This window comes from Arthrobacter sp. fls2-241-R2A-200, from assembly GCF_030209745.1.
Taxonomy (GTDB): domain Bacteria; phylum Actinomycetota; class Actinomycetes; order Actinomycetales; family Micrococcaceae; genus Arthrobacter.
In genome coordinates this window covers 38,866-63,516 of record NZ_JARVRJ010000003.1, presented here as the reverse complement: position 1 = coordinate 63,516, position 24,651 = coordinate 38,866, and the positions used below count along the sequence as shown (strand labels likewise).

Sequence of the window (24,651 nt, the reverse complement as noted above, 5' to 3'; positions counted from 1 at the left end):
GATAATCGCAAGATCGAATTCGGTTGGACGGTGGGATGATGGAGGAGTGGGAGGAGGAGGAGTGTCAGCACTCACGAACACCATAGAAATCGACCGTCCACCAGTCGACGTTTTTGTGTATGCGAGCGACCCGCTGCATTTCCCGGAGTGGCAGGTTGACGTCCTTGAGGTGCACTTTGAAGGCGCGGGCGGCCGGCAGTTGGGCTCGCGGTTCACCACCACCCGTCGGATCGGCCCCAACGAGCGCACGATGACACAGGAGATCACGGAGGACGAGCCGCCGCATCGGTTCGCCGCACACGGCATCGACGGTCCGATCCGGCCTCATGCGAGCATCGATGTCGAACCGCTCGACAACGGCACAAGGTCCAGGGTGACCTTCGAGCTCGATTTCGAGGGTCACGGCGTCGGCAAGGCGCTCGTACCGGCCGTACGTCGACTCGCGGCGCGAGGTGCTCCGGCCAGCCACAGGCGTCTCAAGGTGCGGCTCGAGGCCCACGGGTAACACCCGGGGGGAAATCTGTGACAGACGTTTTAGTACAGGATTGAGCGCGCCAATCGCTGACCGAGGAGGCTGGCTAGGTGAGGCTTTTTCAACGCATCGATGCGCCGGGGGGCCGGCCCGCCGTACCTGCCCCGGGACAAACGGTCTGACGACGGGCGCGGACGAACCTCCGCCCGGGAGTTCCGTGGCGAAGCAACGCGAAGCTGCGGCCGGTTGGACCTAGCTGGCCTGCCAGATGTCCGGGCCGAAGACCTCGTAGTGGATTTTCGTCGCCGGGATGCCGGCATTGATGGCCTCATTGCGGATGTTTTTCATGAACGGCAACGGACCGCAGAGGTACAGCGACGCGTTCGCGGGAAGGTCCACGTCGAGCAGGGACATGAAACCGGTCCTCGACCCGGCTTCGGGCTGCTCGAGCCGGAGCTGGAGGTCGGCGCCGTCAAGGCGTTCGATGTCCTCGGTCATTTGGAGCGCAGCGCCCAGCTGTCCATGGTGCTTTCCGCGTGCAAGACCAGGACTTGCCGGTCGGAGCGGGTTTCGGCGAGGGAGCGCAGGATGGATGCGGTAGGGGTGCAGCCGATGCCGGCCGAGGCAAGGACCACCGGACCCTCATCCTCGTTTAGGGTGATTTCGCCGTAGGGGTTGGAAATTTCGATGACGTCGCCCACTTTCATGTCGCGGTGCATCACGGGCGAGACCTCGCCGCCGTCGTCGAGCTTGGTGGTGAAGCTGCGTGTGGTGCCCGCGTCGCCGGAAAGGGAGTACTGGCGGACCTGGCGCAGACCGTCCGGCAGCGTGACCTTGACGCTGACGTACTGGCCAGGCAACGCTTCGGTGACGGGTGTGTCGTCCGCCGGCTCCAGCACGAAGGTCATCGAGCCGGTGCCAGCTGGCGTTTTGGCGACAATCCGCCAAGGGGTCCACATCACACCGTTTGCCTGTGCGGCGTAGAGGCCCTTCTCGAGCTTGATTAGCGCGTCCGCCATGAGCCAGTAGACCTCGGTCCAGGCGTCGGCGATTTCAGGGGTGATGACCTCGACCAAGTCCTCGGCGATGGCCGCGAAGAGGTGTTCGTAGACCACTTGGTACTGCTGTTCCGTGATGCCGAGGGAGGCGTGGCGGTGCGCGACGCGGGACAGCACGGTCTCCGGCAAAGTACCCGGATGGGTCACGAGATGGCTGGCAAAAGCGGCGATGCTTCCGGCCAGGGCTTGCTGCTGGGCCCCGTTGCGCTGGTTTGAGCGGCTGAAGAGCCCGTCCATGAGTTCAGGAGGCGCCGCGAATAGGCGGTTGTAGAACTTGGGGGTGATCTCTCCGCTCCGGGAACCGACGAGCGGGAGAGTGGCCTGGATAACCGGGAAGGACTTGTCCGAGAGCATGCTGACTCCTGAGTTAGTGGCCCGGGATCTTTGCCCGGACTGCGTCTAAATACTTTCATTTTGAAATACAAGTATTTATGACTCAGTTCTACATTGCGTAGAAAAGGTGCGCGAATCGGCTGGCCTCCCAGGCATGGGCTCGCCAATGGCGCGGGCGGAAACGGCGGTCCGTGGCCGTTGCGGCCAACAAACCCGGATCGAGTGTTCCAAGAATCTCACCGCTCTGCACCACCTAGCCCACCCGTTCGTGCCACCTAGGTGCCCTCAATTCACCCCTAATTCCCGCCCCTTCACCACCTAGTTTTCTCCATCCAACCCTGTGGCCGCTCCACCCGCCCATAGTGTCCTTCCCAGAGCGCGGACCCCGGATCACCACCGGGACCGCAGCAGGAAACACGTGAACAACTATTGGGGGTTGGGTCATTGAAGCTGACTGAGCAACATACCATTGCCGCCGCTGTGGATCAGTGGATCACAGGGATCCCGGGTCGCATCCCCGGCCACGTCATTTTCGTCGAAAGTCCCGAGCACGCGGCCTACGCGAAGACACTGGCCGGCGAGGGCTCCACCATTCTGGTCCTCAACGGGGACAAGGAAGATCCGGACATAGTCCCGGTCCGGGGATCCTTCGACGTCGGCGGTGAAGAACTTCTGGTGGACGGCACCCTCAACCTGGAGATCCAGGACTACTTGGCCATTCCATTCGTGAACCTGGTGGGCGTGACTGTCGTCAGGATAACCACCGAACAAGACTGGCAAGCATTCTTCGACGACGCAGAACAGGCTCGCATCTCCGGCCACTTCGTGCACCAGCTCACCGAGGTCAACGCAGTGCTGGCAGAGCGGGGCTTGCTCAGCGGCGCTACCCGGGACACCCTCATGCTGGCCCGGCTCCACATCGCCGCCGACGGGTCCATCCGCACGGGACCCTACGGATCCACCATCGGCCGGGTGGGGGACGTCATCACGGATCTCCGGGTGAGGGCCATCGCACTCCGGCCGGAATCGGCTGTTGCCGCCGTCTTCTATCCCTGGGACATCCAGGATTCCATCGCGGCCAAGTCCTGGATCCCGCGCTACTTGGCTGCCCTGGATGCCTGGAAGTTCGTTCCCCGGCAAGACCGCGACAGCACGAGGTTGGCGGGCTTCGGACTGAGCCTCTACGGCGCCAGCATCAGCGACCCTCTCGCTCGAGCAACAGCGCCCTTCATCCTCAAGAGGGGAATGGACCACACCCTCCTGGACACCGCAACGGGCAGGCTGTTCAAGGTCGGCCAGGACGCCGCGGCCATCATCGAGGCCGTTTCCAACATTGGGAACGTCAGCGCGGCGGCAACCAAAGTCGCTCCCACCCTCAACGTCACAGCGGCGACGGCGGAAGAGTCCGCGCACGCGGTGCTCGCCCGGTTTGCGCAGCTCGGCGTCGACATCCTCGGTACCCGCTCATGACGGTGGTGCCCATCCTCCCGACTCCGAGGACGCAACTTCCGCTGTGGGTGCCGCTCGTCACCCAGCACGATTTCGCCGCGGACAGCTACACAGCCGTTAAGGCCGACGGCGTCCGCGTCACCTTCGAGGACGGGCAGCGCAGGCTGTGCGCCAAGAGCGGACTGTGGAACGCCAACCTCGGCTATGGCAACCCACGCATTGCGGCGGCCATCCACAGAGAACTCGAAGCAGCCTCCTACCTTCCCCTGTTCCGCACAGCCCACCGCCAAGCAATCCACGCCTCCACGGCACTCCTGAACCTCCCCGCGCACCCTTTCCAGCGCGTCGTCTTCTCCACCTCGGGCGGGGCCGCTAACGACGCCGTCATGAAGCTCGCCCGGCAGTACTTCGTCCTCAACGGACAGCCTGAGCGGAAACTCGTCGTCGGACTCAGCGGCAGCTACCACGGCCTGACTTACGGAAGCCAAGCCCTCAGCGGCGACGAGCTTGGCCAAGCGATGTACGGCGTCGACCGGCGAAATATCCGACACATCAGGTTCGACGACGACGGCGCTGAACTGGAGCTACTGATGCGCAGGGAGGGCAACAGGATCGCCGCCGTGATCATCGAGCCGGTCCTCGGATCGGGGGCGGAAGTGGTCCCGGCGAGCTTCATCGAACAGCTTATGAGGCACCGAGAGGACCACGGCTTCCTCCTGGTCGCCGACGAAGTCGCCACAGGCTTCGGCCGCGTCAGCGGCTGGTTCGCGTCCGATGAATGGCGGGAAGCGCCGGACGTCGTAGTCACCTCAAAAGGACTCACCAACGGGACCAGCGCGTGCGCGGCACTGCTGATCGCGCAACGTGTCACGGACGCCTTCGACAAGAACGAGGCCGTCTTTGTCCACGGTGAAACCCAAGCCGGCACCCCGGCTACCTGCGCCGCGATCCTGGCCACCATCGAGGAGATGACAAGGCTGGACCATCAAACCCTGAACAAGCAGGTGTCAGCCGGATTGGACAAGCTCATCACCGAGCTTCAAGCCAGCAAAGGCGTTGGCAACTCCACCGGCCGTGGTTGCATGCGGGGGATCAAGCTCCTCACGGATAACGGATTGCCCCTTTCCGCCAACGCAGTGCTCGCCGTCGTCAAACGCATCCACTGCGCGGGAGCCATTGTGCAGCCGGGACCGGGCCGGATCCAGCTACTGCCCGCGCTCACCTACACGGAAGCAAACTTCGAGGAACTACACCGCGCGATCACGGCAGGCTTGGCGAGGGCCCAGCGCGATGGGGTGTTCGCATGATCGCCGACCGCACGTGGAATACGCGCTGCGTCATCCTCGACCACGGAGTGTCCGCCAAGTACGTCGGCGCACTCACCCGCGGCCGGACCGGTCTGGTGGTGGACAACGCCCTCCCGGAACACCGGGATCGGCTCCTTGCCGGCGGCCTCAAAGGAGTGCCGGTTCTTGGCCTGGACGCAATGCCCGTCACCCGCGAAACCCTCCGGACGGTGGGCCACTTCCTCCACGAAAACGGGTTGCAAACAGTCGTCGGGCTCGGTGGCGGATCCGTGTTGGACGCCGTGAAGCTCGCCGCCGTGTTCACCGCCGACCCAACGCTGGCCGATCTCGCCGAAGTCCATGCGAAGCGCTCCGGCCTGCTGGTTTTGCCCGCGATCCGCAACAACGAAGAACGTCCCAAAACCGTCCTCCTACCGTCCACCGTGGGGACCGGTGCGGAAGTCAGCGGGGTCGCGTGCCTGGACACCGCCGTCGGACGCCGCCTCATAGCCTCGCCTCACCTTTCAGGTGACGTGGCAGTGCTCGACGGCGGACACCTCGCCACCCTGCCCCGGCACCTGGTCCTGGAGGGTCTGCTCGAGGCGTTCCTTAGGGTGGCGGGAACCCTGACGGGCAGCAGTGCCAACAGATTTGACGACGACGCCTACTCGCTTATGCAACGCATCATCCGGCTGGGGTTGCGGCTCGCCCACGTGGACGCTCCCGAGATGAGGCTGGCCGCGGCCCGCCTCAGCATGGAGACGCACACCGGTTGGTCGCTCACGGGTCGGAATCCTTACGGCGCCAAGCACTGGTACGTGGCCAACGAACTCGCTTACGTCACGGGTGTCCGCAAGATGACCGCCACGGCAACCGTGATCGGGCCCATCTGGGAAGAGATCGTCAACGGCACCGCAGCCTGGGGTGACCGTGGGCGCCTTGATGAACTGTGGGCGGCAGTCAGGGAAGTAGAACCGACTCTCGCATCAAACCCGGCCAGCGGCATCAACGAACTCAGGCGCCATTGGGGCATCGCAAAGCTCCCGACCCTCCGCGAAGAGACCTTGATGCAGACCAGCGACGCCGCCATCCAGAGCTGGGGCGGAGTCCTTCCCATGCTGCGCGGCATCGATGTGGCCCAGATCCAGCACGTGCTGAGGGTCGGGACTGCTGAGGGTGGCAGCCGCACCGAACTTGCCATGCCCGAAGGGCAACCTACGAGTGGCAGGGGAGAGGGGGTGAGCACATGAACAGCAGCACTGCACTGAAAGCACTGGACCTCCACATCCAGGAGCTGGAAAGCCTGGACATCCCGGATGACTGGAGCGAGCGGATCCACGGGATCACCGTTGGCCTGGCGCTGGTTGGTATCGCCGTCAGCATCACCTAGCGGCCGCCAGTCCAGGCGGGGCCATTCAACTCGCGAAGAAGGGAGGTGAGCGAACATGCAGGACCAACTCAACATTTCCATCCAGGAAATCGAGTCCATGGACACCCCGGACTTCAACAACTGGTTCATCGGAGTCTCCCAAGGCGTGGCGCTGGGCTTGATCGCAGTCAGCATCACGTAGCCCGGGCCCTACGGCACCACGGCCAACACGGCACCACTCCCTACACAGGCACCGGAAAGGAGGAATCAATGAGCGCACCATCGAATCTCCAACTGAGCATCGAAGAACTGGAGAACCTCGACACCCCGGACGATACACCGTGGTACATCCGCGTTGGTGACGTGATCATCATCGCCGGCATCGTCGTCGGAATCGCCGCTACCTAGCCGGTACACGCGGGCGGTGCAACGTTCCGCCCCCGCCCGCGTCTACCCCCTCCATGTCCAACCTCCCGGAGAACACGAGCTGATGAATATCGCATCCGATAAGACCGCCGACGCCATCCTGCGGGTCCTGGGCCACGTCGATCCGCCCGAGGACCTGTACAGCGTCTCAGGATCACGCCTCTACGACCAAGTCACAGCCAACGACCTCACCGAACTCCCCGAGATACTCGCCGCCGCGCAAAGAACCAGTGGCCCCATCCTCGAACTGGCTGCGGGCTCGGGCCGGATCACTCGTCCGTTGCTGGCGCTGGGGCGTTCCGTGACCGCCGTCGACTCTTCGCCGGAGATGCTCTCCTTGTTGCGCGAAAGAGGAGCTACGCGCGCCTTCAATCCGCGCGCTGCGGCAGTTCGACTGGTTGAGGCCGACATGTCCCGTTTCGAGCCCGACGACGCATACGGTTGCGTTGTTCTCGGCGCCAGTTGCGTCACTCTCCTTGATCCGGCCGGTCGGCGTGAACTCTTCCGCCGCGTCCGGAAATGCCTGGCGCCGGAGGGTCGCTTCCTGCTGACCGTACTTAACGCGGACGGCAATGAAGGCTGCGGCGAGGACGGCGGATGGAACGACGGCGGAACCACCGTTTCGACGATCGGCGAGGACTCATTCCTAATCACCGTGGAGAACCGTGATCCGGTCAACGGCGCGCGCAGGGTGACCATGATCCACGTGTGCTTCAACGAGGGAGGCACGTACCGGGCCTCGGCATATACCAGCGAGGTTGCCTTTGTCAGCAACGACCTCATTGAGGAGGAGATCGCCTCCGCGGGGCTCAGGATTTTTGAACGGCGGCCGGTGCGGATCACCAGCCGTGTACCCGGTCAGTACGACGTCGAACTGTGGGTGTGTGGCTGATGAACGCTGATCCTCTCCCCACCCTCGATCCTCTCCGCACCCTTGATCCTGCGCTGGGCCTCGTGTCCGAGTCCACGGTTTACCTTCCCAATGACGTGGGCCTGTGGCGAACGGTTGGGCTGCTCGCAAATACTGAGTCCCGCAGTCTCGCGTCCGCCGTCGGCGCTTTCGACGTCAACCGGCGAGCCTCCCTGACCAGGGGAGCCGGGGAAGCAGTGGAGCGGTTCGCGCTGGTGCCGACGCGGGGGGACTCCGCCCCGTTGACGGAGTCCGACGGCGTCCCTTGGTATTCGGCTATCGACTTAATCACCGGGGAAACGTCGCGGGTTCCGGCGCCAATGGTGGACTATGCGCCCGCAGCAACTGAGCAGACCACTTGGGATGCGTCCTTCGATCCCTCGCCGAACGGCGCTGCGTCGGGTCCGTCACAGACGTTCGCGCAAATATCAGGGCTCTCGGAAGTATTGGAACGGGACGCCTTCCTTGGAGCCTGGGACCAGCAATGCCCACTGCACCGCGTAGACGTTGCGGTCATTCGCGCGGAAGCTCGGCATGAACCCGGTGCGCGAACTCTTGTGTCGTTGCTGGACGCGGCGAACAGGGCCGGCGTCGAACCGATCCTGGCCTTCGTTCCGCATAGCGGGCGTCCGCTGGAAACGGCCGTGTGCATCATCATCGGGGAAGCCGGTCACGGACGCTTTGGCGCCGTGGGCATCAAAGCATCGTCGGACCCGATCGCCGCGCTGCGCGGCGCCTTGCAGGAGGGGCTCCAGATCCGCGAATTGTTCCTGGCAAGGAAACAGCCACCAGCTCCCGTCTCCGCAGTGTCCGACGACGAATCACGCGCCGCCTTCTGGGCCACCGAGCCGGCGGTTGAGCACTTGCGTGGTTGGGCGGAATCGTTCCGGTCGGCGTCGCTTCCGAAAGGTGGCACCGCGCCCGACGTCGAAACGCTGGTGAGCTACCTTGCGTCCAGAAAGATCCGCCCGCAGTGGGTGGACCTGACGCACAGGCTTCCCGTGCAGATCCAGCGACTCGGCTGGATTACAGGAAAGGCCGTGTGCTCCGGGGCCATACCCCTGACCATGGACGAGTCCAAGCTGCCGGGCTCACCCATCCGCTCCGTGCCCCACCCGCTGATATGAAGGCGGCAAAGAATGGTCGCACCGCGGAGAGGGCGAAGTTCGGTGCTGCGCAGTGGCCGGTGCAATTGGCTTCCGCTGCCTCCATTGATGAGCCCCTCCAGGACGGCGGTCCCTGGATAGTTTCCATCAACAGCGTGCCGAAAGCCCGCGTCTCAGCCGACGTCGCGGCCGTTCTGAAGGCCGTGGACGGACGCAAAGATCCCGCGCACGTGGCCCAACAGTTGGGCCAGCCGTGGACAGCGGCTGACGTCATGGGTGTGGTTCGCCACTTGGCACACACCGGAATTTTCGACGTCGGCGCTCGCCAAGGGACCACGCGGCGGCTCCAGTTCAAAGCACCCTTGACGCTACAGCTGACACTCTTCAACCCTGCTCCCTTTCTGCAGTTCCTCCGACCCGGGGCCGCAGCTCTGATTCGCCCGAGTTCAGCAGTCCTCCTCGGAGCCCTGCTGTGCGGCGGCATCGTCGGAGCTGCAGGTGCAAGCCAGAGCATCTGGCGCGTTCTCTCCGAACCGCTTCCGCTTGAGGCATACCTGATGGTTGCAGTGGCAATGTTCGTCTCCACGCTCCTGCACGAACTCGGCCACGGCATGGCTCTCACGTACTTCGGTGGGACCCCGCGGCGCATCGGAATCATGCTGTTCTACTTCTCGCCGGCCTTCTTCTGCGATGTCACTGACGGATGGCGGCTGCATTCCCGGAGGCAGCGAGTCCTCGTTGCCTTGGCCGGACCCTTTGTCCATCTCTTGCTGGGAAGCGTTGCGCTCGCAGGCCAAGCCCTCCTTGCGGCGTCTTCCGCCAAGGACGCCACCATCCTGTACGGAGCGATCTGTTACGCCGTGGCCATCCTCAACCTGTTCCCGTTCATCAAGCTGGACGGATATGTGGCCCTCATGTCGGCCGTGGACATCCCCCACCTCCGGCAAAAGTCCGTAGAGGCACTCGCTGAACTGGTCAGCCACCGGGTCTTGGGTTCAGCCCCGAGCTTCCGGAGCAAGGGAATCCTTCCGTGGTTCGGGCTGGCAAGTTTCATCTCCGGGATCGCCTTCATGGTTGTGGGCTTCCAACGGCTCGTACCGATCTTCCTCCAATTGGGACTTGCCGGGTATGTGGCCGTGTTCTTGGCCCTGGGCCTGATGGTGGTGCAGGTAGTGAAGGCTGCTGCCCGGTTCTTCCTCTCGGCGGCCAGGCAAGGCAGTCCTCGGTGGCGGCGCTGGGGCGTTCTGGCAGGCACTTTAGCCGTCGGGGCGCTGTTGCTCTTGATCCCTGTCAAACCGGAAACCGTTGCCGGATACACAGTGGTGCATGGCGAACTGAGGATCGTGGTGCCGCTGGAAGCAAGCAATCAGCACCTGGATGCCGGGGACCACGTGGCGCTGCAATCCCAAGGGATGATCATCCACCGCAACCTCGGCACGGCCACCGTTGGCGACCAGCCGCCGTCGAACTCTACGGCCCCGCTGGAGACGGTGGTGCCCGTCCACTTCGGCAGGACGAGCCTGGCCGTGGCGGCGTACCCGGGCATCCTCACAAATGCTGCGAATCTTCCTGCGTCCGGACGGGCGGTAGTGGAGAGCCAGCGGCAAACCACCTTGGCTCAATGGCTCTGGGAGACCGCGGCGGATTCGCCACTGTGGCCGCGCACCGGACAGACGCACCAACCGACGAAAGGGCAGCCATGACCGTCCATGCCAGATTCGAAGGGTTCAGTAAGAAGAGAGGGGGACGGTTCGCCGTCGAAAACCTGACATTCGATGTACTGGCCGGGCAAGTGGTGGGGCTTATCGGCCCCAATGGTGCCGGGAAAAGTACCGCACTCGCGGGTCTGACGGGGCTGCTTGAGGCTACTAGAGGGAGCGCAACCGTTTTTGGAAGCCCATACGGGGCACTCCGCCGGCCGGCCACCAGGGTAGGCGTCAACCTCGACGGAATGGATATTGAGCCAGCGCTTACGGGCCGCCGGCACCTGCGCGTCTGCCAGCTTGCTGCCGGTGTGGACCGAGGAAATGTTGACCGCGTGTTGGAGCAGGTGGGCCTGACGCGCCAAGCACATAAGAAGGTCAAGAATTATTCACTGGGTATGCGCCAGCGGCTCGGAATTGCCTCGGCCATCATTGGTGATCCGCAGCTTTTGGTCCTCGACGAACCCGCCAACGGCCTTGATCCGGAGGGTATCCAGTGGCTCCGGACCTTCCTGAAATCCTTTGCCGCAGCGGGAGGGAGCGTGTTGGTTTCCAGCCACCAACTCATGGAACTTGAGCAGATCGCTGACCACGTGGTCATCCTCAAGCAGAAAACCCTCTTCATGGGATCGCTGGAAGAAGCCAAACTGCTCGGGGGCGGCAGCTTGGAATCCGCATACTTCAAGATCTTGGCGGCCACCCAGTGAACGCGGACAGTTCATCCCTGTCCGGAGGTGTCCTGACCGAGGGTGTCTTGTCCCGGGGCGTCCGTTCAGAGCTCCTCCGTTATGTCAGCGGGTATTCGGTCCTCGGGGTCCTGGCCTTCAGCGGCTTGGTTCCGTGGTTCGTGGCCAATTTCCTGGGTTGGCCGGACAACTCGGGGGCACTCTCAGCGGCGACCAACATCCAGACATTCTGGGCGTTGGCGGCGAGTAACGCACCTGTGGCAGGTTTCGCCGGAAGCTACCTGGTGGCGCGGGAGGCTTATTACGGGACCCTCCGGCGGAGCGTGGTGATGTCCGGACTGACACAAGTGTTCGTTGCGAAATACGCTGCCGCGGCGGTGGTAGGACTGACCACGGCCGCAACAGGAGTTCTCCTTTGGGGTGGGAGCATCTTCTTGGCCGTGCCCAGCGAAACGAGCGCCCAGCTCCTCACCTCCGAGTCTCTGGGTGAAGTGCCCGGATTGCTGGTGGCCTCGCTTTTGAGCTCACTGTGGGGGTGCTCGCTGGGCTGGATCGTCCGGAACTACTACGCGACGGCGTTACTCACCTTGGTGGTTCCGTTCGCCCTTGAGTTGCCGCTCATCGTGAACGAGCCGGGTATTGGCCGGTGGCTCCCCTCCGGGGCGCTGGCGGGAATCTTGTCGCTGCCGCTGGACCACTTGCTGCGGCCATTCCCGGCTCTCCTGGTTTCTGTTGCCTGGGTGGCCGTTTTGGCAACCTGCGCGGCCCGGGTTGTGAAGGGCCGGGAGGGCTGAATGGGTGCTGCAGTCCCTGCCCTTCTTTCGGACCTACAACGGCCGTGGTTGTGGAAAAGCTCCGCACTTGGGGTCCTTGTGGTGGCCGCGTTCATGGCACTGCTGGTTGTTGCCTCCGGTTTCGAGGCGAATACTCCGACGCCGGGAACGGTGACGATCCTGCTCGACTCAGCGTTCTCACTCACACTGACCGGAGCCGCCGTCGTAGGCTCTTTCTCCTTTACCCGGGATTTCGGTGCCGGGTGCATCGCCCGGCGGGTGCTCCTGTTTCAACGTGGGGCGGTGTTCACTGGGCGGGCAGCCACAGCAACGCTCGCAACAGGGCTTGGCGGCGGAGCAATCGGTGGCGGTGTTTGGTTGTTCCTATCGGCCACGTCCAAACCAACAGGGCAGGGGATGGGCACCGTTCTGGCGTTCGTATCGATCGCCTGCATCGGCGGCCTCTGGGGATTCTCCTTCGGGTCACTCATTCGCAACCACCTTGTAAGCCTGTTCGTGGTACCGGCCACGCTGGTGCTTCCGGGTTTGCTGCCGGACTCGCTGGAACAGATCCGGCCATTGCTTTTCCCGGTCGAGTCCCTTGCCTGGGCGAAGCAGCTGGCCCTCCACATACCGGCATCGGCGTCTTTGCTGGGAGCTGTGGATTGGCTTCTAATGATGACCACGGCGGCTTGTCTCGTGTTTTCCAAGCGCGACCTCACCTGACAAACTGCCCAACAAATAAAGGAAGTAACTGTGAATCGTAAACCCTTGGTATGGCTTCTGCTGGCGCTGATTTTCGTTTTCTATGCGGCCTACCTGTTTCTCTCAAACACCAACGGGTCACTCTGGTCCACCGTCTCGGGGATTATCTGCATTGTTGCGGCCATTGTTGTGTTTTGGAAATACCTCGTTGAGCAAAAGGCCGATCGAAGTGAGTAGTGGTGGGCCTCGCGTTGCCCAACCGGGAGGCGCAGCGCTACATGTCAGACGGCGGCAGTCATGTTAAACCCGGCTGCTCCCGGCCCAGATACGGTTCACTCATGTCGCCGCTCTCCCGCATCGCCCCATGCGGGTTGCCAGGTCTCCTCGAGTTCGATGGGGTCTTGGGACCTATTCCGCCAAGGCCACCTAAAATTACGGTCAAATAGGGCTGTGCTACGTTCGAACGCGCTCTTATCATGAAGCTGTGAACGTATTTCGCTGGAAATGGGGAGGTTTGAACCTTATTCGGAGGGGTACGTAAGCAATATGGAGAGTATTTTCTCCGATCGGTGCCCGTTGGCATGGGTGGCGCTCCGTAAGGGGTACCAGCGGACGCCTTCCTGAATAGGCAAAGTTCAATGAAGGGATGCGTAGCTCAATGAACACACTACTGGTGATTGCCGGTGTCATTGCAATCGTCCTCTTGCTGGTTGGCGGACTCAACCAAGCGCTGGGTTTCCTGCTTTGGGTAGGAATTATCCTGCTTGTGCTGGCCCTCCTTGGCTGGGTTCTGGGACGGGGCCGGTCGCGCGTATGACAACTGATCCAGGCGAGTTAGCCGGCACCGACCAAGTGCACGACGGTATCAAGACGCCGGGACACCCCCTTACGAGGGACTCGGCGACGCCCGAGGTTGGCGGTCAGGTGCCGCCGGTGGGCGGATCCGACGACGACAATTCGGACGCCGTTGACGCCGGACAGAGCACGTCGGCCAGTCCGCCTGGGCCTGCCGAAGAAAAAGACGAACAAACCACGGATGATCGTGGATTGACCACCGAAACCAATCCCACGGATTGATGGTGGGCGGGGAGGCCGCGGCGGGAGTTTCCCGGCCGCGGCCTTGCTCTTTGGTGAAACGCCAGTTTGTCAGTATGCTTACTAATATCCATATACACGTTCACCACTTTGGAAGGGACAGGTCACATGGACGAGAAAAATTCCACACCCGAAGAGGAAGTGGGAGGCTACGGCACCCCCACAGCTGAGCAGGAATCAGGCGGGGGCCAAGCACAGCCACGTGTTGAGGAGGATCTCTCCGAAGCAGGCCTGAGCCAAGACAGCCCCGACGGCGAAACTTACCAAACGGGGGCGCCGAACCTCAGCCACCTGGATCCGGAAGACGCTGACAGCGCAGGAGAGCCTGGGGCAGGACGCTTGGGCGGTATTGATGAGCAGACCCAGAGCGAACAAGCATCGCTGCCGGACGGCAGCGGCAACGACCTTCCCGAGGAAAAATCGCCTAACGATGACGGCGAGGATTTCGACGCAGGATAAGGCTGAAAAGCCCTTTGCACCGGCGCGCCACCGGTTAAGCAGCCAGCCGCCTGGCGGGCCCCTTAGAAGCACTGCCGCCCAGAGCAGTGCCGCTAGATATCAGCACCCGAGACTCGATCGAAGGAGCACCCTTTATGGCTACGGTCAATAAATCAATCGAAGTAGATGTCCCCGTATCTGTTGCCTACAACCAGTGGACGCAGTTCGAAACCTTCCCTGAGTTCATGAACGGCGTTGAGTCCGTGGAGCAGATCGATGAGACTGCACTGCATTTCTCAACCAACGTTGGTGGCGTGAAGCGCGAGTACAACGCCCAGATCGTTGAGCAGGTCCCGGACTCCTTGGTGAGTTGGGCAAGCGTGGACGGCCCTCGAAACGGTGGCACCGTGAGCTTCGAACCCCTGGACGGGGGCAGGACGCGGGTCAACGTGGAGATCATTTGGGAGCCTGAGACGCTCACCGAAAAGGCCGGTTCCGCTCTCGGCGTCGACGGCATGCGCGTGGGCGCCGACCTCGACAAGTTCAAGAAGTTCATTGAGGTACAAGGCCGCGAAACCGGTGCTTGGCGCGGCACGGTGTCCGGCGGCGACGTCGAAGATACCGGCGTGGAGGGCAACCACGTACAGGGCGTCGACGGCGACTTCGGCCCCAGCGGCGTGCCCACCGCCATTGGGATGCCTTCGACGGATCCGGACCTCGCCGCGCCTGCAGCCGAGGACGGATTCGTAGACCCTGCCCGGCCCCACGACTTGTGAGGTCTTGCAGACCTGATCGCAGTGCTTCACCGAGGTAGGCGTCAGGGCCGGCCACCACTAGTGGGGGCTGGCCCTGACTGCTTTAACAGAGGAAATTAACAGGTAGACAACTGCAGTACTGCACCAAGGAGGGCCCACTGCCATGGCAACGTCCAGCCACGTGGAAACTGAGCAGAAGTTCGACGTCGACGCGGCTACGCCGCTTCCGGCGCTTGGAAGGATCGACGGCGTCGAGCGAGTGGGTGACCCGGCCATCCACACCTTGGAAGCGATCTACTTTGACACGCGGGACATGGCGCTTGCGCGGCGCCGGATCACGCTGCGTCGGCGCACCGGCGGGCCCGACGCCGGTTGGCACCTCAAGCTCCCGTTGCCTTCAGGGGATCGACGGGAAGTCCACGCCCCACTAGGCCGCGCGGATGCCGTGCCGGAAGAACTAGCCCAGCGGGTCCTCGCGTACACGCGGGGCAAGGAGTTGGCGCCGATTGCAACCCTCACGACAGAACGCACCAGCTATGCCCTGTACGGAGCCGACGGCCACCGCGTTGCCGACTTCGTGGACGACCACGTCCGCGCAGGCGTTCCCAATGGCGTTCCCGATCACCAACCCGGCCCTAAGATTTCCTGGCGGGAATGGGAAGTGGAGCTGGCCGCCGACGGCTCGGGCAAGAAAGCCGCCCAGGCATTCCTCGACGCCGTTACCGGACCCCTTGCCGAGACGGGCGCGATTCCAAGTGCCAGAACGTCCAAGCTCGCAACCACATTGGGACAGTCATGGCCCCGGCCCCAAGGCGCGGGCCGGGAGGTGCCCAGTACGGCCGGTCCCGCGGTTGTTCCCGTCCTCCACTACCTGGAAGCCCAAGTTGCGCAGCTGCTCACCCAGGATGTGGACGTACGGCAGGGCCGCGACGACTCCGTGCACCAGATGCGCTCGCTGACCCGGCGCATTCGCTCGGTCCTTCAAACGTATAACAAGCTTTTCCTCCCTTCCCCGGTGAGCGATCTCGAGGCCGAGCTGAAGTCCCTGGCTAAAGTCCTGGGCCGTTTCCGCGACGCCGAGGTGCTCCATGCGCGGTTCCATCGGGACATCGACGCACTTCCGGGCGAGCTGCTACTGGGTCCGGTGCGGGATGAACTCGATGAACGCATGGCCGTTCGAACCGGCACAGCCATGGCGGGAATCCGCGCGCGCTTGGACAGCCACCGCTACTTCAAGCTTTTGGATGACCTTGACGCGTTCCTGGACACGCCACCGGTTGCTCCCAAAGGCACGACGCCGGCCCGCAAGACTACTGCGGCGCGCGTCAACAAAGCCGCTAAACGCCTTGCTAAACGGCACCGGGCAGCGGTGGGGGCCGCCGTCGGGCCTGAACGCGATAAGGCCTTCCATAACGTCCGCAAGGCGGCGAAAAAGCTGAGGTTTGCCGCTGCCGCCGCTGAAAGCGTGCATGGAAAACGCGCAGCGAAAATGGCCAAGGCTGCGCACGCTATCCAGTCGATCCTGGGTCAGCACCAAGACAGCGCAATGTTGCGGGCTGAACTGCTCGCGCTGGGTAAGGCATCGGATGCCGGGCCCAGTGCCTTCACCTACGGTGTGCTTCACGGCGTCGAACGCAGGGCCGCGGATGCCGCCCAACAGGACTACTTGCGCCGTGGAAAGAAAGCTCGGAAACTCAGGTTGAAGAAGTCCTCAGGCTAGCCGGCAAGGTTCAATCTCCCGTTGCGGCAACTTCCCTAGTTGCCCACAGCAACCAGACGTAAACTGGCCTTCGGTCCACACACGCTATGGGAGATCCGATGCTTTGGAATGTTCTTGTCCGCTTCCTCAGGCCACACCAACGGCTCCTGATTGCGGTGGTCATTTTCCAGTTGGCGCAGTCGATCGCGTCCTTGTACTTGCCCACCCTTAATGCCGACATCATCGATCACGGCGTTGCCACCGGAGACACGGACTACATCCTCCGCACAGGTGGCCTCATGCTGCTCATCACCTTGCTTCAAATTGCCTGCGCTGTGGTGGCTGTTTACTTCGGAGCGAAGGCCGCCATGGGGATGGGCCGCGATCTCAGGGACGCCATCTTTACCCGTGTCGGCGAGTTCTCCGAGCAGGAGGTCACCAAGTTCGGGGCCGCCTCCCTGATAACCCGCTCCACCAACGATGTTCAGCAGGTTCAGCAGCTCGTGCTGATGTCCTGCACCTTGATGGTCGCCGCCCCGATGCTCAGCATTGGCGGGGTCATCATGGCGGTCCGGCAAGACGCCCAACTGTCGTGGCTTATTGCCGTGTGCGTGCCGGTCCTTTTGGTTGCGGTGGGGCTGATCGTCACCCGGATGGTCCCCCTCTTCCGCAAAATGCAGGTCAGGATCGACGCCGTGAACCGCGTGCTGCGCGAGCAACTGACCGGTATCCGCGTGGTCCGGGCATTCGTCCGGGAAGACATGGAAACTGAACGCTTCGCCGGTGCCAACCGTGACGTCACCGACGTCGCCTTGCGGGCCGGGCGGTTGATGTCGCTGATGTTCCCGGTGGTCATGTTGGTGATGAACGTTTCCAGCGTGGCGGTGATTTGGTTCGGTTCCTTCCGGATCGAGGACGGGTCCATGCAGGTGGGTACCCTGATCGCGTTCCTGAGCTACCTGATGCAGATCCTTATGTCGGTCATGATGGCAACGTTCATGGCCGTCATGATCCCGCGCGCCTCCGTGTCTGCCGACCGCATCGGTGAGGTGCTTAACACCAGCTCCAGCGTCCAGCCGCCGTCGAACCCGGTGGTCTTCCCCGGCGCCCGGCGTGGCGAACTGCGGATGCACGACGTTGGTTTCGCTTACCCCGGTGCCGAGCAGCCGGTGCTCAGCGGGGTGTCCTTCACCGCCGCCGCAGGGCAGACGACGGCGATCATCGGCAGCACCGGAGCGGGCAAAACAACCCTCGTCAACCTGATGCCACGCTTATTCGACGCCACGTCAGGCTCGGTACAGATGGACGGTGTGGATATCCGCGAACTGAAGCCTGACCTGCTGTGGGGGCACATCGGCTTGGTCCCGCAAAAGCCCTATCTCTTCTCCGGAACGGTGCGCAGCAACCTTCAGTACGGCAAGCCCGACGCCACTGAGGACGAGCTCTGGCAAGCGCTGCGGGTAGCCCAAGCCGAAGATTTCGTGCGGGAAATGGAGGGCGGCCTGGATGCCCCGATCGCCCAAGGCGGCACCAACGTCTCGGGAGGCCAGCGGCAACGGTTGGCGATCGCGCGGGCGTTGGTAAAACGGCCTGAGCTTTACATCTTCGACGACTCGTTCTCGTCCTTGGACACCGCGACGGACGCGCGGCTCCGCCAAGCCCTCAAACACCACATCAACGGTGCCACCATGGTGATCATCGCCCAGCGCGTCTCCAGTATCGCGGACGCCGACCAGATATTAGTGCTCGACGGCGGCAGGATCGTTGGGCAAGGAACGCACGACGAGTTGCTGGATACGTCAGGGACGTACCGGGAAATCGTCTCCTCACAACTTGCAGCGGAGGAAGCAGCATGAGCGGCGTTGCAGCAGGTTCCCGGGGCCCCGGCCGGCCGCCAATGGGTCCGGGCCGTGGCGGACCATTCGCCGGCATGAACATCCCGGCGGAGAAGGCCTCGAACTTCGGCGCGTCCGCCCGCAGGTTGCTCGGCACGTTGCGACCCGAGCGCATGTGGTTGACCTTGGTGCTCCTCTTTGCCTTGGTCAGTGTGACGCTGTCCGTGATCGGGCCACGGATGCTCGGCCAAGGCACCAACCTGATCTTCGCCGGCATCGTGTCCAAGCAACTGCCGGCCGGTGTCACCAAAGAGCAAGTGGTGGCGGGACTTCGCGCATCCGGGGACAACAGCAAGGCCGATATGTTGAACGCCATGACGCTCACCCCCGGCGCCGGCATCGATTTTGGTGCGTTGTCCTCGGTGCTTCTGTGGGTGTTGTGCCTGTACATTCTGGCCGCAGCGTTCGGTTGGTTGCAGGCGTACGTGCTCAACGGCGTCGTGCAGCGGACCGTCTACCGCCTGCGTGAGCGGATCGAAGCGAAAATCCACCGCCTCCCGTTGCGTTACTTCGACTCCATCCAGCGCGGTGAGCTGTTGAGCCGCGTCACCAATGATGTGGACAACATTTCGCAAAGCCTCCAGCAATCAATCAGCCAGGCGGTCTCTTCGCTGCTGACGGTGCTCGGGGTGTTGGTGATGATGCTGGTGCTATCGCCCTTGCTGGCCGTGATCGCTTTGGTCACCATTCCCTTGACCCTCGGCACCACGTTGCTGATTGCCAAGCGCTCCCAGAAAATGTTCGTTGCCCAATGGAAGAACACCGGGCAACTCAACGGACAAATTGAAGAAACATATACCGGGCATGCTCTCGTGAAGGTTTTTGGCCGCCAGAATGAGGTGCAGGAAAAGTTCCGGACCAAGAACGAAGAACTGTACCAAGCGAGCTTCGGGGCGCAATTCGTGAGCGGGTTGATTATGCCCGCCATGACATTCATCGGGAACCTGGTTTATGTCGGAATCGCCGTAGTGGGCGGCCTGCAAGTGGCCTCCGGCGCGATGCAGTTGGGCGATGTCCAAGCTTTCATCCAGTACTCGCGGCAATTCACCCAGCCGTTGGCGCAGCTCGGCTCCATGGCTAACATGCTGCAGTCCGGGGTTGCCTCAGCCGAGCGCGTCTTTGAACTGCTCGACGAGGAAGAAGAATCCGCCGAGCCGGCCCCGGTACAGCGCTCGGGAGCGGCACGTGGACGGCTGGTCTTTGAAAACGTGTCATTCCGGTACTCGCCGGACAAGCCCCTGATCTCGGACCTCAGCTTGGTCGCCGAGCCAGGGCAGAGCATTGCGATCGTGGGCCCCACCGGTGCCGGCAAGACCACCCTGGTGAATCTCATGATGCGCTTTTACGATCTGGACGGCGGCCGGATAACGCTCGACGGCGTGGATATCGCCACGATGTCCAGGCAGGAGTTGCGTTCCCGGATGGGCATGGTCCTGCAGGACACCTGGCTCTTCGGCGGGACTATCCGCGACAACATTGCCTACGGTCGTCCCACCGCGTCCGGGGCGGAGATCCTCGAGGCCGCAGAGGCCACGTACGTTGACCGTTTTGTGCGGTCCCTTCCCGAAGGCTACGACACAGTGCTCGACGACGAGGGTGGGAACGTCTCTGCGGGCGAGAAGCAGTTGCTCACGATTGCCCGGGCGTTCCTGTCCCAGCCGTCCGTGTTGATCCTGGACGAGGCGACCAGCTCCGTGGACACCCGGACGGAGGTCTTGGTGCAGAAAGCCATGAACGCGTTGCGCTCGGACAGGACCAGCTTCGTCATCGCGCACCGGCTCTCCACCATCCGGGACGCCGATCTCATCCTGGTCATGGAGGCGGGGCAGATCGTTGAGCAGGGGTCCCACTCGGAGTTGCTGGCAACGGGCGGGGCGTACTCCCGGCTGTACGAGGCCCAGTTCGCGGCGCCGGCTGCGGAGGTCTGAGCAGGCTTTAGCGGGTCTGCAGGTCTGGGCAGGCTTTAGCGTGCCCGCAGGATCCGCTACGGGAGACGCGAGGGCCTTAGCACCGTCGCCTCGCCGGCTTTCCCGGGAGCCAGGGGGACAGGGCTGACCAACACCGCGGGTCCCCGATGGAGCAGCCCGCCGGAAACCACTTGGCAGCGCACGCCTCCACGCCCACGCATCGCCTTGTGGGCGCCCGGTGCGAGCATCTGGTCCATCCATGCGCAAGGATGGGCCGGGCGTCCTGCTTTGAGCCGCACGACGTCCAGGCCGCACTCCAGTGTGAACTCGTGCCCCAGCAGTGGGGCCAGCTCGGCGCCTCGCAGGACCACATTGCGGCGCGTTAATAGGGGATCGAAAGGGCCAGCCCCGAGCTCAGCGGCAATGGCTTCGAGCGATTCGACGGCGAACACTGTCACCGCTGCGTCCATGTGGGCGGCTTTCCCGAAGAACCGGTCTCCAACGATCCCCTTGCCTGAGACCAATTGCGCGCTTTCGGCATCAGTGGTGGGGACGTTGGCCGCCCCTTCCCTGGCGCGTCCAAAATAAGCGTGTGCCGGGGAGACCAGAAGGTGCAGCACCTCGACGTCGTACCTGTAGTCAGCGGTCATCCCTCAACGCTAGCCCCCAACAGCCCGGTACGGGTGACCGGTCCTACAAGGAACCTTCACCAGACGAACTTTCACCGAGGCGTCGAATCAGGGCGTCCACAATGGGCAGCTGGCCTTTGACGAGCTTGGTCCGTGCCACGCTCTCTTCAAACCATCTGGCGTCGTCGATCTCAGGGAAGTCCTTAATGGCCCCGGATCCCTTCGGCCATTCCATGGGGAAAGTGTTGCTGACGATCTTTTCCGGTTGGAAGTCTCCGGCTTCAGCCGCGAACGCAGTGATGAGCTTTCCTGAGGGCTGCCGGAAAACGCCCAGCAACTCGTAGTTGGCCGGTGGGGGAGGCGAGCCTATTTCTTCCGTGAATTCGCGATGCGCGGCAGCCAGCGCGTCTTCGTCCTCAGCAAATTCACCTTTGGGGATGGACCAGGCATGGTCATCCTTACGGGCCCAGAAAGGGCCGCCCATATGGGCTATCCAGAGCTCCAATTGCCCGGACGCATTGTGCCGGAAAAGGAGTATGCCAGCGCTGCGAATGGTGATGTGCCCTCCCGAATAAAAGTGTGTCGTGCGCCAGAGCCTGCACACGTCAAGGCTACTCCCGGGCACAGGGCCGTTATCCAATTGATGATGTAAAAGTGAGTTTCCTTCCCATTTTGCTTCCGGCGGCCCCCTGCCTCATTCATAATCGAGGGGTTGTACGTTCTGTGGGGGGAACGTCGTTGCGGACTCCGGCAACCGCTGGGGACGTTTCCGGGCACGTCAGCAGGAGGACAGCTATGGCGTTATCAGTGGGCCGCCATCCACGTGGTGGAAGAAAAGCCATAGGTCTGGCCGTCATGATGGCCGTAGGTTTATCAATGTTCGCCGGGATAGCCCCGTCGAACGCTGCGGGCAACGGCCCTATGGCCCAAGATCCCGGCCCAGTTGGTAGCTTCGCCTGGAAAGGGTTCAACTGGCAGAAGCGTTTTTGGGGCGGGGCGCCCATGTACAACGGCAGCTGGGATGCGAACAACGTCACCGCTCCGGATTCCAACGGCTACGTGAAGCTCGGCATCAGCAACCCCACCGGAAATGCCCCGGTAGGGGCGGAGCTCCAATCCACGCGTCAGGGCTTCGGCTACGGCACGTACAGCACAACGGTGGAGAAGGACATCAGCTCGCTTCAGAAGGAGGCGGTCTGGGGTTGCTTGTTTACCTATGATCCGGCGGCCGCGCCCGGATATACCGAGATCGACCTTTGCGAAGCTTCCGCATGGGGCGGCGGAGCTGCCTACGGGCAGAGCTGGCCGGTCACCCAAGGCCACGGATATTGGTTCGATGCCACGTTGCCCCCCGCGCAGGGAAACAACACCGTGACGTTTGGTGTTACCAGCGCTCCGATCCTGACGCACCGGATGGTGTGGGAACCGGGCAAGCTGACCTTCGAGACCTATGCCGGTGAGGGCTACAGCGGACCGCTTCTGAAAAGGACTGTCCTTGAAGGCTCCACGGTTCCGGTTCCGGCCAAGGAACAGATCCACTTCAACCTTTGGGTAACCGGTGGCGGCGGGGGAGACCCGGCCCATGTTGCTCCTGAATCAGTCACCGTCCGTGATTTCTCCTTTGTTCCCGGCATTCCCTTGACGGCGCCGACCCCCACCGTTTCCGGAACGGCCGCCGTCGGATCGACCCTGACAGCGACACCAGGGACCTGGACCACCGGAACCACCCTCAGCTACCAGTGGTTCCGGAGCGGCACCGCTATTTCCGGAGCCACCGCCACCACCCGCGTCCTGGCGGCCGCGGACCAAGGCGCTACCCTCACCGTCCAGGTGACCGGCACCCAAACGGGCTACGCAACCACCACCAAGGAATCAAGTCCGACTGCCACTATCGCAGCAGGGACCCTGGTGGCACCCGTTCCCACCATCACCGGAACAACCACCGTAGGATCGACGCTCACGGCCAACCCGGGCACGTGGACCTCCGGGGCCGCGCTGACCTATCAGTGGTACCGGTCCGGAGTGGCCGTCACCGGGGCAACAGCAAAGACGTACACGCTGGTGGCCGCCGATCAGGCAAACGCCATGAGCGTCAGGGTGACGGGCACCAAAGCCGGGTACACGACCGTTTCAAGGACGTCGGCGAGCACGGGCCCCGTCTCCTAGCCGCGGTTCGTCTTCCGGGCCCGGACGGGAACAATGCGCTTGATGGCCAGGCCAAGGGCCAGCATGGCGAAGGCTGCGAGGGCCAACCAGAAGAGGCTTCCTGCCCCGGTCATGGCGAGTGTGCCGGTTCCGGCGGCGATGGTTGCTGAGAAGGGGGCTACTGGATTGCTGTACATGAATCGATTACCAGGTTTTCTTTCGGTTGAGTGCTGAGTCCAGGTACGCCTTGGCGTGGACTGCTTGGAGAAAAGTGTCGATGACGGTTTCGTACATGGTGGCGGCCAGCAGCATGTACCTCCACCCGCGGAGCCGCACGGTGACGATGCGTTCCACGATGAAGACGCCGGTGACTGCCATCCAGAAGGGCCGGAGGTTCAGGCCCATTCCGGTTACCAAGGCAAAGATGATGGAACCGAAATAGGCCAACGTCACCAGGACGCCGATCATGGAGAGGAACTGCCGCCCCCAGTAGGGCCGGGTGACTTTGGTCCATCCGTACTGCACGCAGTTCTCCACTGCGCCGCGCTTCCAACGGAGCCGCTGGGCCCACAGTTCACGCCAGGTGGGCATGACCTCGGTGACGAGCGCGCAGTTGGACGGCGACGCAATCCGGTAACCCAGGGTCAGCAGGGCGAAGGATAGTTCGTTGTCCTCGGTCAGTACGGAGGTGTCGTAAACGCCGCCCTTGCCGTTGCCCGGGGGGAGTGCTCCCTCCAGCCGGGCGGCAACGACGGCGCGCAGGGTCTTAACCCGGAAGAGGGCCGCGGTTCCGGTCACGACCAAGCACCTGCCGTGGAGGCGCTTGACGTCGCGTGCGTAGCGGGCGTACTCGTTGCGTTGCAGGTGGCCTACGAAACCGCCGCCGGGACCGCCGCTGAATACCCCGCCCACTGCGCCAAGCAGATCGTCGGCGAGCAGGTGAGCGGTTGCGTTGTGGATGAAGTCGACGGCGAGCTGGGAGTCGGCGTCCTGTACCAGGATCAGCTCTTCGGGGTCGGCGTCGGGTAGCAAAGCGCTGAGGGCGAAGTTCAGCGCGCCGGCCTTCTTATCCTTGTTGCCGACGGTGCGGATGACCTCAGCGCCCTGCGCAATGGCCAGCTCCTCGGTGTCGTCAGTGCAGTTGTCGGCCACCACGATGACCCTGTCCGGGCGGCGGGTTTGGTTGTTCAAGGAGACGAGTGTCTCTGTGATACCCGCGGATTCATTGTGTGCCGGGACCAGGACTGTGACCACTCCGCCGGGGGCACGGTGGGATCCGCGGGGGACTGCGGACGTGTCGGCGTCCCGCGGCTGCGGCATGATGAGCGCGGACATCGGATCCTCCCTTCGAGTCTTGAAGTGTTGTCTCACTTAGACTCGCAACCCGACCGCAAGGAATACGCGAGGAAACCGTCAAGGAACACTCAAGGTTGGCTCAGGACTGGAGGAATGACGTTTAACTGCAAGAGGACGACGCCGGTTGGTTCCGGCGTCGTCCTCTTGGGTGCGGTTGGGGCTGCTTAGCGGCTCAAGCTGACCGTGAAGGTCTTCGGGCCGCTGAGGGTCACCGCGATGCCGCAGTTTTCAGCCGCTGCGCGGTGGGACAGGGACTGGACGGCGGCATCGATGGTGTGGTCGATGGCAGACTTGTCCCAGATTTTTAGCGTGATGGAGTCAGTATGTGTCGTCATTGTCAGTACTTTCACTCAGGCCGTTATCAGCCCCAAGCTTCTTTGCAGGGGCTGCATCCTCGTCGGTGAGGATTGCTGATTCAGCTTGTACGGGAACAAGTTCCCTCATTCATGGTTCATG

Annotated in this window: 27 protein-coding genes and 1 pseudogene; 22 read left to right on the top strand and 6 right to left on the bottom strand. The window is 62.9% G+C overall.

The window, feature by feature from the left end:
* Positions 1-61: 61 nt before the first annotated feature.
* Positions 62-505, top strand: coding sequence for an SRPBCC family protein (locus QRN42_RS03455; RefSeq protein WP_284978096.1), 444 nt, complete (start codon positions 62-64; stop codon positions 503-505).
* A gap of 219 nt (positions 506-724) precedes the next feature.
* Here QRN42_RS03455 and QRN42_RS03450 read toward each other — a convergent pair.
* Positions 725-1,884, bottom strand: a pseudogene (locus QRN42_RS03450) (globin domain-containing protein).
* Between the two features lie 459 nt (positions 1,885-2,343).
* Here QRN42_RS03450 and mpaB point away from each other — a divergent pair.
* The 20 genes from mpaB (at position 2,344) to QRN42_RS03350 (ending at position 20,086) form a co-directional block, all read left to right on the top strand.
* Positions 2,344-3,333: a daptide biosynthesis RiPP recognition protein gene (gene mpaB, locus QRN42_RS03445; RefSeq protein WP_284978095.1), complete on the top strand. Its 990-nt coding sequence runs from the start codon at positions 2,344-2,346 to the stop codon at positions 3,331-3,333.
* A complete protein-coding gene (gene mpaD, locus QRN42_RS03440; RefSeq protein ID WP_284975122.1) occupies positions 3,330-4,619 on the top strand; it encodes a daptide-type RiPP biosynthesis aminotransferase in 1,290 nt (429 codons plus the stop codon). Before mpaB ends, mpaD begins: the two co-directional genes overlap by 4 nt.
* A complete protein-coding gene (gene mpaC / locus QRN42_RS03435) occupies positions 4,616-5,848 on the top strand; it encodes a daptide-type RiPP biosynthesis dehydogenase (protein WP_284978094.1) in 1,233 nt (410 codons plus the stop codon). Before mpaD ends, mpaC begins: the two co-directional genes overlap by 4 nt.
* Entirely contained in the window at positions 5,845-5,988 is a 144-nt protein-coding gene (locus QRN42_RS03430) for a daptide-type RiPP (RefSeq protein WP_284978093.1), read from the top strand. Before mpaC ends, QRN42_RS03430 begins: the two co-directional genes overlap by 4 nt.
* Positions 5,989-6,043: 55 nt before the next feature.
* Positions 6,044-6,169 carry a daptide-type RiPP gene (locus tag QRN42_RS03425; protein WP_284975119.1) on the top strand — a complete coding sequence of 42 codons (126 nt, stop codon included), beginning with the start codon at positions 6,044-6,046 and terminating at the stop codon, positions 6,167-6,169.
* A 68-nt stretch (positions 6,170-6,237) separates the two neighbouring features.
* Positions 6,238-6,375: a daptide-type RiPP gene (locus tag QRN42_RS03420; RefSeq protein WP_284978092.1), complete on the top strand. Its 138-nt coding sequence runs from the start codon at positions 6,238-6,240 to the stop codon at positions 6,373-6,375.
* 82 nt (positions 6,376-6,457) lie between these two features.
* The gene (gene mpaM, locus QRN42_RS03415; RefSeq protein WP_284978091.1) at positions 6,458-7,285 is read left to right on the top strand and encodes a daptide-type RiPP biosynthesis methyltransferase; all 828 of its coding nucleotides are present in this window, start codon (positions 6,458-6,460) and stop codon (positions 7,283-7,285) included.
* A complete protein-coding gene (locus QRN42_RS03410) occupies positions 7,285-8,430 on the top strand; it encodes a YcaO-like family protein (protein ID WP_284978090.1) in 1,146 nt (381 codons plus the stop codon). The genes mpaM and QRN42_RS03410 overlap by 1 nt, the downstream gene beginning before the upstream one ends.
* Entirely contained in the window at positions 8,427-10,112 is a 1,686-nt protein-coding gene (gene mpaP / locus QRN42_RS03405) for a daptide biosynthesis intramembrane metalloprotease (protein ID WP_284978089.1), read from the top strand. The genes QRN42_RS03410 and mpaP overlap by 4 nt, the downstream gene beginning before the upstream one ends.
* Positions 10,109-10,819 carry an ABC transporter ATP-binding protein gene (locus tag QRN42_RS03400; protein ID WP_284978088.1) on the top strand — a complete coding sequence of 237 codons (711 nt, stop codon included), beginning with the start codon at positions 10,109-10,111 and terminating at the stop codon, positions 10,817-10,819. Before mpaP ends, QRN42_RS03400 begins: the two co-directional genes overlap by 4 nt.
* Positions 10,816-11,592 (top strand): hypothetical protein, encoded by a 777-nt coding sequence (locus QRN42_RS03395; RefSeq protein WP_284978087.1) that lies wholly within the window; start codon positions 10,816-10,818, stop codon positions 11,590-11,592. Before QRN42_RS03400 ends, QRN42_RS03395 begins: the two co-directional genes overlap by 4 nt.
* On the top strand, positions 11,593-12,297 hold the full coding sequence (locus QRN42_RS03390; protein WP_284978086.1) for a DUF1129 domain-containing protein: 705 nt from the start codon (positions 11,593-11,595) through the stop codon (positions 12,295-12,297).
* A gap of 30 nt (positions 12,298-12,327) precedes the next feature.
* Positions 12,328-12,513: a hypothetical protein gene (locus tag QRN42_RS03385; protein WP_284975111.1), complete on the top strand. Its 186-nt coding sequence runs from the start codon at positions 12,328-12,330 to the stop codon at positions 12,511-12,513.
* 421 nt (positions 12,514-12,934) lie between these two features.
* Positions 12,935-13,093 (top strand): hypothetical protein, encoded by a 159-nt coding sequence (locus QRN42_RS03380; protein ID WP_284978085.1) that lies wholly within the window; start codon positions 12,935-12,937, stop codon positions 13,091-13,093.
* Positions 13,090-13,353: a hypothetical protein gene (locus QRN42_RS03375; RefSeq protein WP_284975109.1), complete on the top strand. Its 264-nt coding sequence runs from the start codon at positions 13,090-13,092 to the stop codon at positions 13,351-13,353. Before QRN42_RS03380 ends, QRN42_RS03375 begins: the two co-directional genes overlap by 4 nt.
* A 126-nt stretch (positions 13,354-13,479) precedes the next feature.
* Positions 13,480-13,830: a hypothetical protein gene (locus QRN42_RS03370; protein WP_284975108.1), complete on the top strand. Its 351-nt coding sequence runs from the start codon at positions 13,480-13,482 to the stop codon at positions 13,828-13,830.
* 134 nt (positions 13,831-13,964) lie between these two features.
* On the top strand, positions 13,965-14,585 hold the full coding sequence (locus tag QRN42_RS03365) for an SRPBCC family protein (protein WP_284978084.1): 621 nt from the start codon (positions 13,965-13,967) through the stop codon (positions 14,583-14,585).
* Between the two features lie 142 nt (positions 14,586-14,727).
* Positions 14,728-16,284 carry a CYTH and CHAD domain-containing protein gene (locus QRN42_RS03360; protein ID WP_284978083.1) on the top strand — a complete coding sequence of 519 codons (1,557 nt, stop codon included), beginning with the start codon at positions 14,728-14,730 and terminating at the stop codon, positions 16,282-16,284.
* A 98-nt stretch (positions 16,285-16,382) separates the two neighbouring features.
* Entirely contained in the window at positions 16,383-18,119 is a 1,737-nt protein-coding gene (locus tag QRN42_RS03355; protein WP_284978082.1) for an ABC transporter ATP-binding protein, read from the top strand.
* Positions 18,116-20,086 carry an ABC transporter ATP-binding protein gene (locus QRN42_RS03350; protein ID WP_284978081.1) on the top strand — a complete coding sequence of 657 codons (1,971 nt, stop codon included), beginning with the start codon at positions 18,116-18,118 and terminating at the stop codon, positions 20,084-20,086. The genes QRN42_RS03355 and QRN42_RS03350 overlap by 4 nt, the downstream gene beginning before the upstream one ends.
* Before the next feature lie 56 nt (positions 20,087-20,142).
* Here the strand turns inward: QRN42_RS03350 and QRN42_RS03345 are convergent, their stop codons facing one another.
* On the bottom strand, positions 20,143-20,715 hold the full coding sequence (locus tag QRN42_RS03345; RefSeq protein ID WP_284978080.1) for an MOSC domain-containing protein: 573 nt from the start codon (positions 20,713-20,715) through the stop codon (positions 20,143-20,145).
* Between the two features lie 43 nt (positions 20,716-20,758).
* Positions 20,759-21,253: an NUDIX hydrolase gene (locus QRN42_RS03340; RefSeq protein ID WP_284978237.1), complete on the bottom strand. Its 495-nt coding sequence runs from the start codon at positions 21,251-21,253 to the stop codon at positions 20,759-20,761.
* 236 nt (positions 21,254-21,489) lie between these two features.
* On the opposite strand from QRN42_RS03340, the gene QRN42_RS03335 reads away from it, so the two are divergent.
* Positions 21,490-22,860 (top strand): hypothetical protein, encoded by a 1,371-nt coding sequence (locus QRN42_RS03335; protein ID WP_284978079.1) that lies wholly within the window; start codon positions 21,490-21,492, stop codon positions 22,858-22,860.
* Here QRN42_RS03335 and QRN42_RS03330 read toward each other — a convergent pair.
* From QRN42_RS03330 to QRN42_RS03320, 3 genes are all read right to left on the bottom strand, one after another.
* A complete protein-coding gene (locus QRN42_RS03330) occupies positions 22,857-23,036 on the bottom strand; it encodes a hypothetical protein (RefSeq protein ID WP_284978078.1) in 180 nt (59 codons plus the stop codon). The two genes, QRN42_RS03335 and QRN42_RS03330, sit on opposite strands and share 4 nt — an antisense overlap.
* Before the next feature lie 7 nt (positions 23,037-23,043).
* Positions 23,044-24,174, bottom strand: a complete 1,131-nt coding sequence (locus QRN42_RS03325; protein ID WP_284978077.1) for a glycosyltransferase family 2 protein — start codon at positions 24,172-24,174, stop codon at positions 23,044-23,046.
* A gap of 185 nt (positions 24,175-24,359) precedes the next feature.
* On the bottom strand, positions 24,360-24,530 hold the full coding sequence (locus QRN42_RS03320; protein WP_198318270.1) for a hypothetical protein: 171 nt from the start codon (positions 24,528-24,530) through the stop codon (positions 24,360-24,362).
* Positions 24,531-24,651: the final 121 nt, after the last annotated feature.

Bases quoted from the DNA above. Each gene is read 5' to 3' on its own strand.
- QRN42_RS03320 (WP_198318270.1), bottom strand. From the start codon at position 24,530: ATGACGACACATACTGACTCCATCACGCTAAAAATCTGGGACAAGTCT.
- QRN42_RS03360 (WP_284978083.1), top strand. From the start codon at position 14,728: ATGGCAACGTCCAGCCACGTGGAAACTGAGCAGAAGTTCGACGTCGAC.
- QRN42_RS03380 (WP_284978085.1), top strand. From the start codon at position 12,935: ATGAACACACTACTGGTGATTGCCGGTGTCATTGCAATCGTCCTCTTG.
- mpaC (WP_284978094.1), top strand. From the start codon at position 4,616: ATGATCGCCGACCGCACGTGGAATACGCGCTGCGTCATCCTCGACCAC.
- mpaD (WP_284975122.1), top strand. From the start codon at position 3,330: ATGACGGTGGTGCCCATCCTCCCGACTCCGAGGACGCAACTTCCGCTG.
- QRN42_RS03330 (WP_284978078.1), bottom strand. From the start codon at position 23,036: ATGTACAGCAATCCAGTAGCCCCCTTCTCAGCAACCATCGCCGCCGGA.
- QRN42_RS03370 (WP_284975108.1), top strand. From the start codon at position 13,480: ATGGACGAGAAAAATTCCACACCCGAAGAGGAAGTGGGAGGCTACGGC.
- QRN42_RS03425 (WP_284975119.1), top strand. From the start codon at position 6,044: ATGCAGGACCAACTCAACATTTCCATCCAGGAAATCGAGTCCATGGAC.
- QRN42_RS03350 (WP_284978081.1), top strand. From the start codon at position 18,116: ATGAGCGGCGTTGCAGCAGGTTCCCGGGGCCCCGGCCGGCCGCCAATG.
- QRN42_RS03355 (WP_284978082.1), top strand. From the start codon at position 16,383: ATGCTTTGGAATGTTCTTGTCCGCTTCCTCAGGCCACACCAACGGCTC.
- QRN42_RS03430 (WP_284978093.1), top strand. From the start codon at position 5,845: ATGAACAGCAGCACTGCACTGAAAGCACTGGACCTCCACATCCAGGAG.
- mpaM (WP_284978091.1), top strand. From the start codon at position 6,458: ATGAATATCGCATCCGATAAGACCGCCGACGCCATCCTGCGGGTCCTG.
- QRN42_RS03400 (WP_284978088.1), top strand. From the start codon at position 10,109: ATGACCGTCCATGCCAGATTCGAAGGGTTCAGTAAGAAGAGAGGGGGA.
- QRN42_RS03390 (WP_284978086.1), top strand. From the start codon at position 11,593: ATGGGTGCTGCAGTCCCTGCCCTTCTTTCGGACCTACAACGGCCGTGG.
- QRN42_RS03410 (WP_284978090.1), top strand. From the start codon at position 7,285: ATGAACGCTGATCCTCTCCCCACCCTCGATCCTCTCCGCACCCTTGAT.
- QRN42_RS03420 (WP_284978092.1), top strand. From the start codon at position 6,238: ATGAGCGCACCATCGAATCTCCAACTGAGCATCGAAGAACTGGAGAAC.
- QRN42_RS03335 (WP_284978079.1), top strand. From the start codon at position 21,490: ATGGCGTTATCAGTGGGCCGCCATCCACGTGGTGGAAGAAAAGCCATA.
- mpaP (WP_284978089.1), top strand. From the start codon at position 8,427: ATGAAGGCGGCAAAGAATGGTCGCACCGCGGAGAGGGCGAAGTTCGGT.
- QRN42_RS03375 (WP_284975109.1), top strand. From the start codon at position 13,090: ATGACAACTGATCCAGGCGAGTTAGCCGGCACCGACCAAGTGCACGAC.
- QRN42_RS03365 (WP_284978084.1), top strand. From the start codon at position 13,965: ATGGCTACGGTCAATAAATCAATCGAAGTAGATGTCCCCGTATCTGTT.
- QRN42_RS03325 (WP_284978077.1), bottom strand. From the start codon at position 24,174: ATGTCCGCGCTCATCATGCCGCAGCCGCGGGACGCCGACACGTCCGCA.
- QRN42_RS03345 (WP_284978080.1), bottom strand. From the start codon at position 20,715: ATGACCGCTGACTACAGGTACGACGTCGAGGTGCTGCACCTTCTGGTC.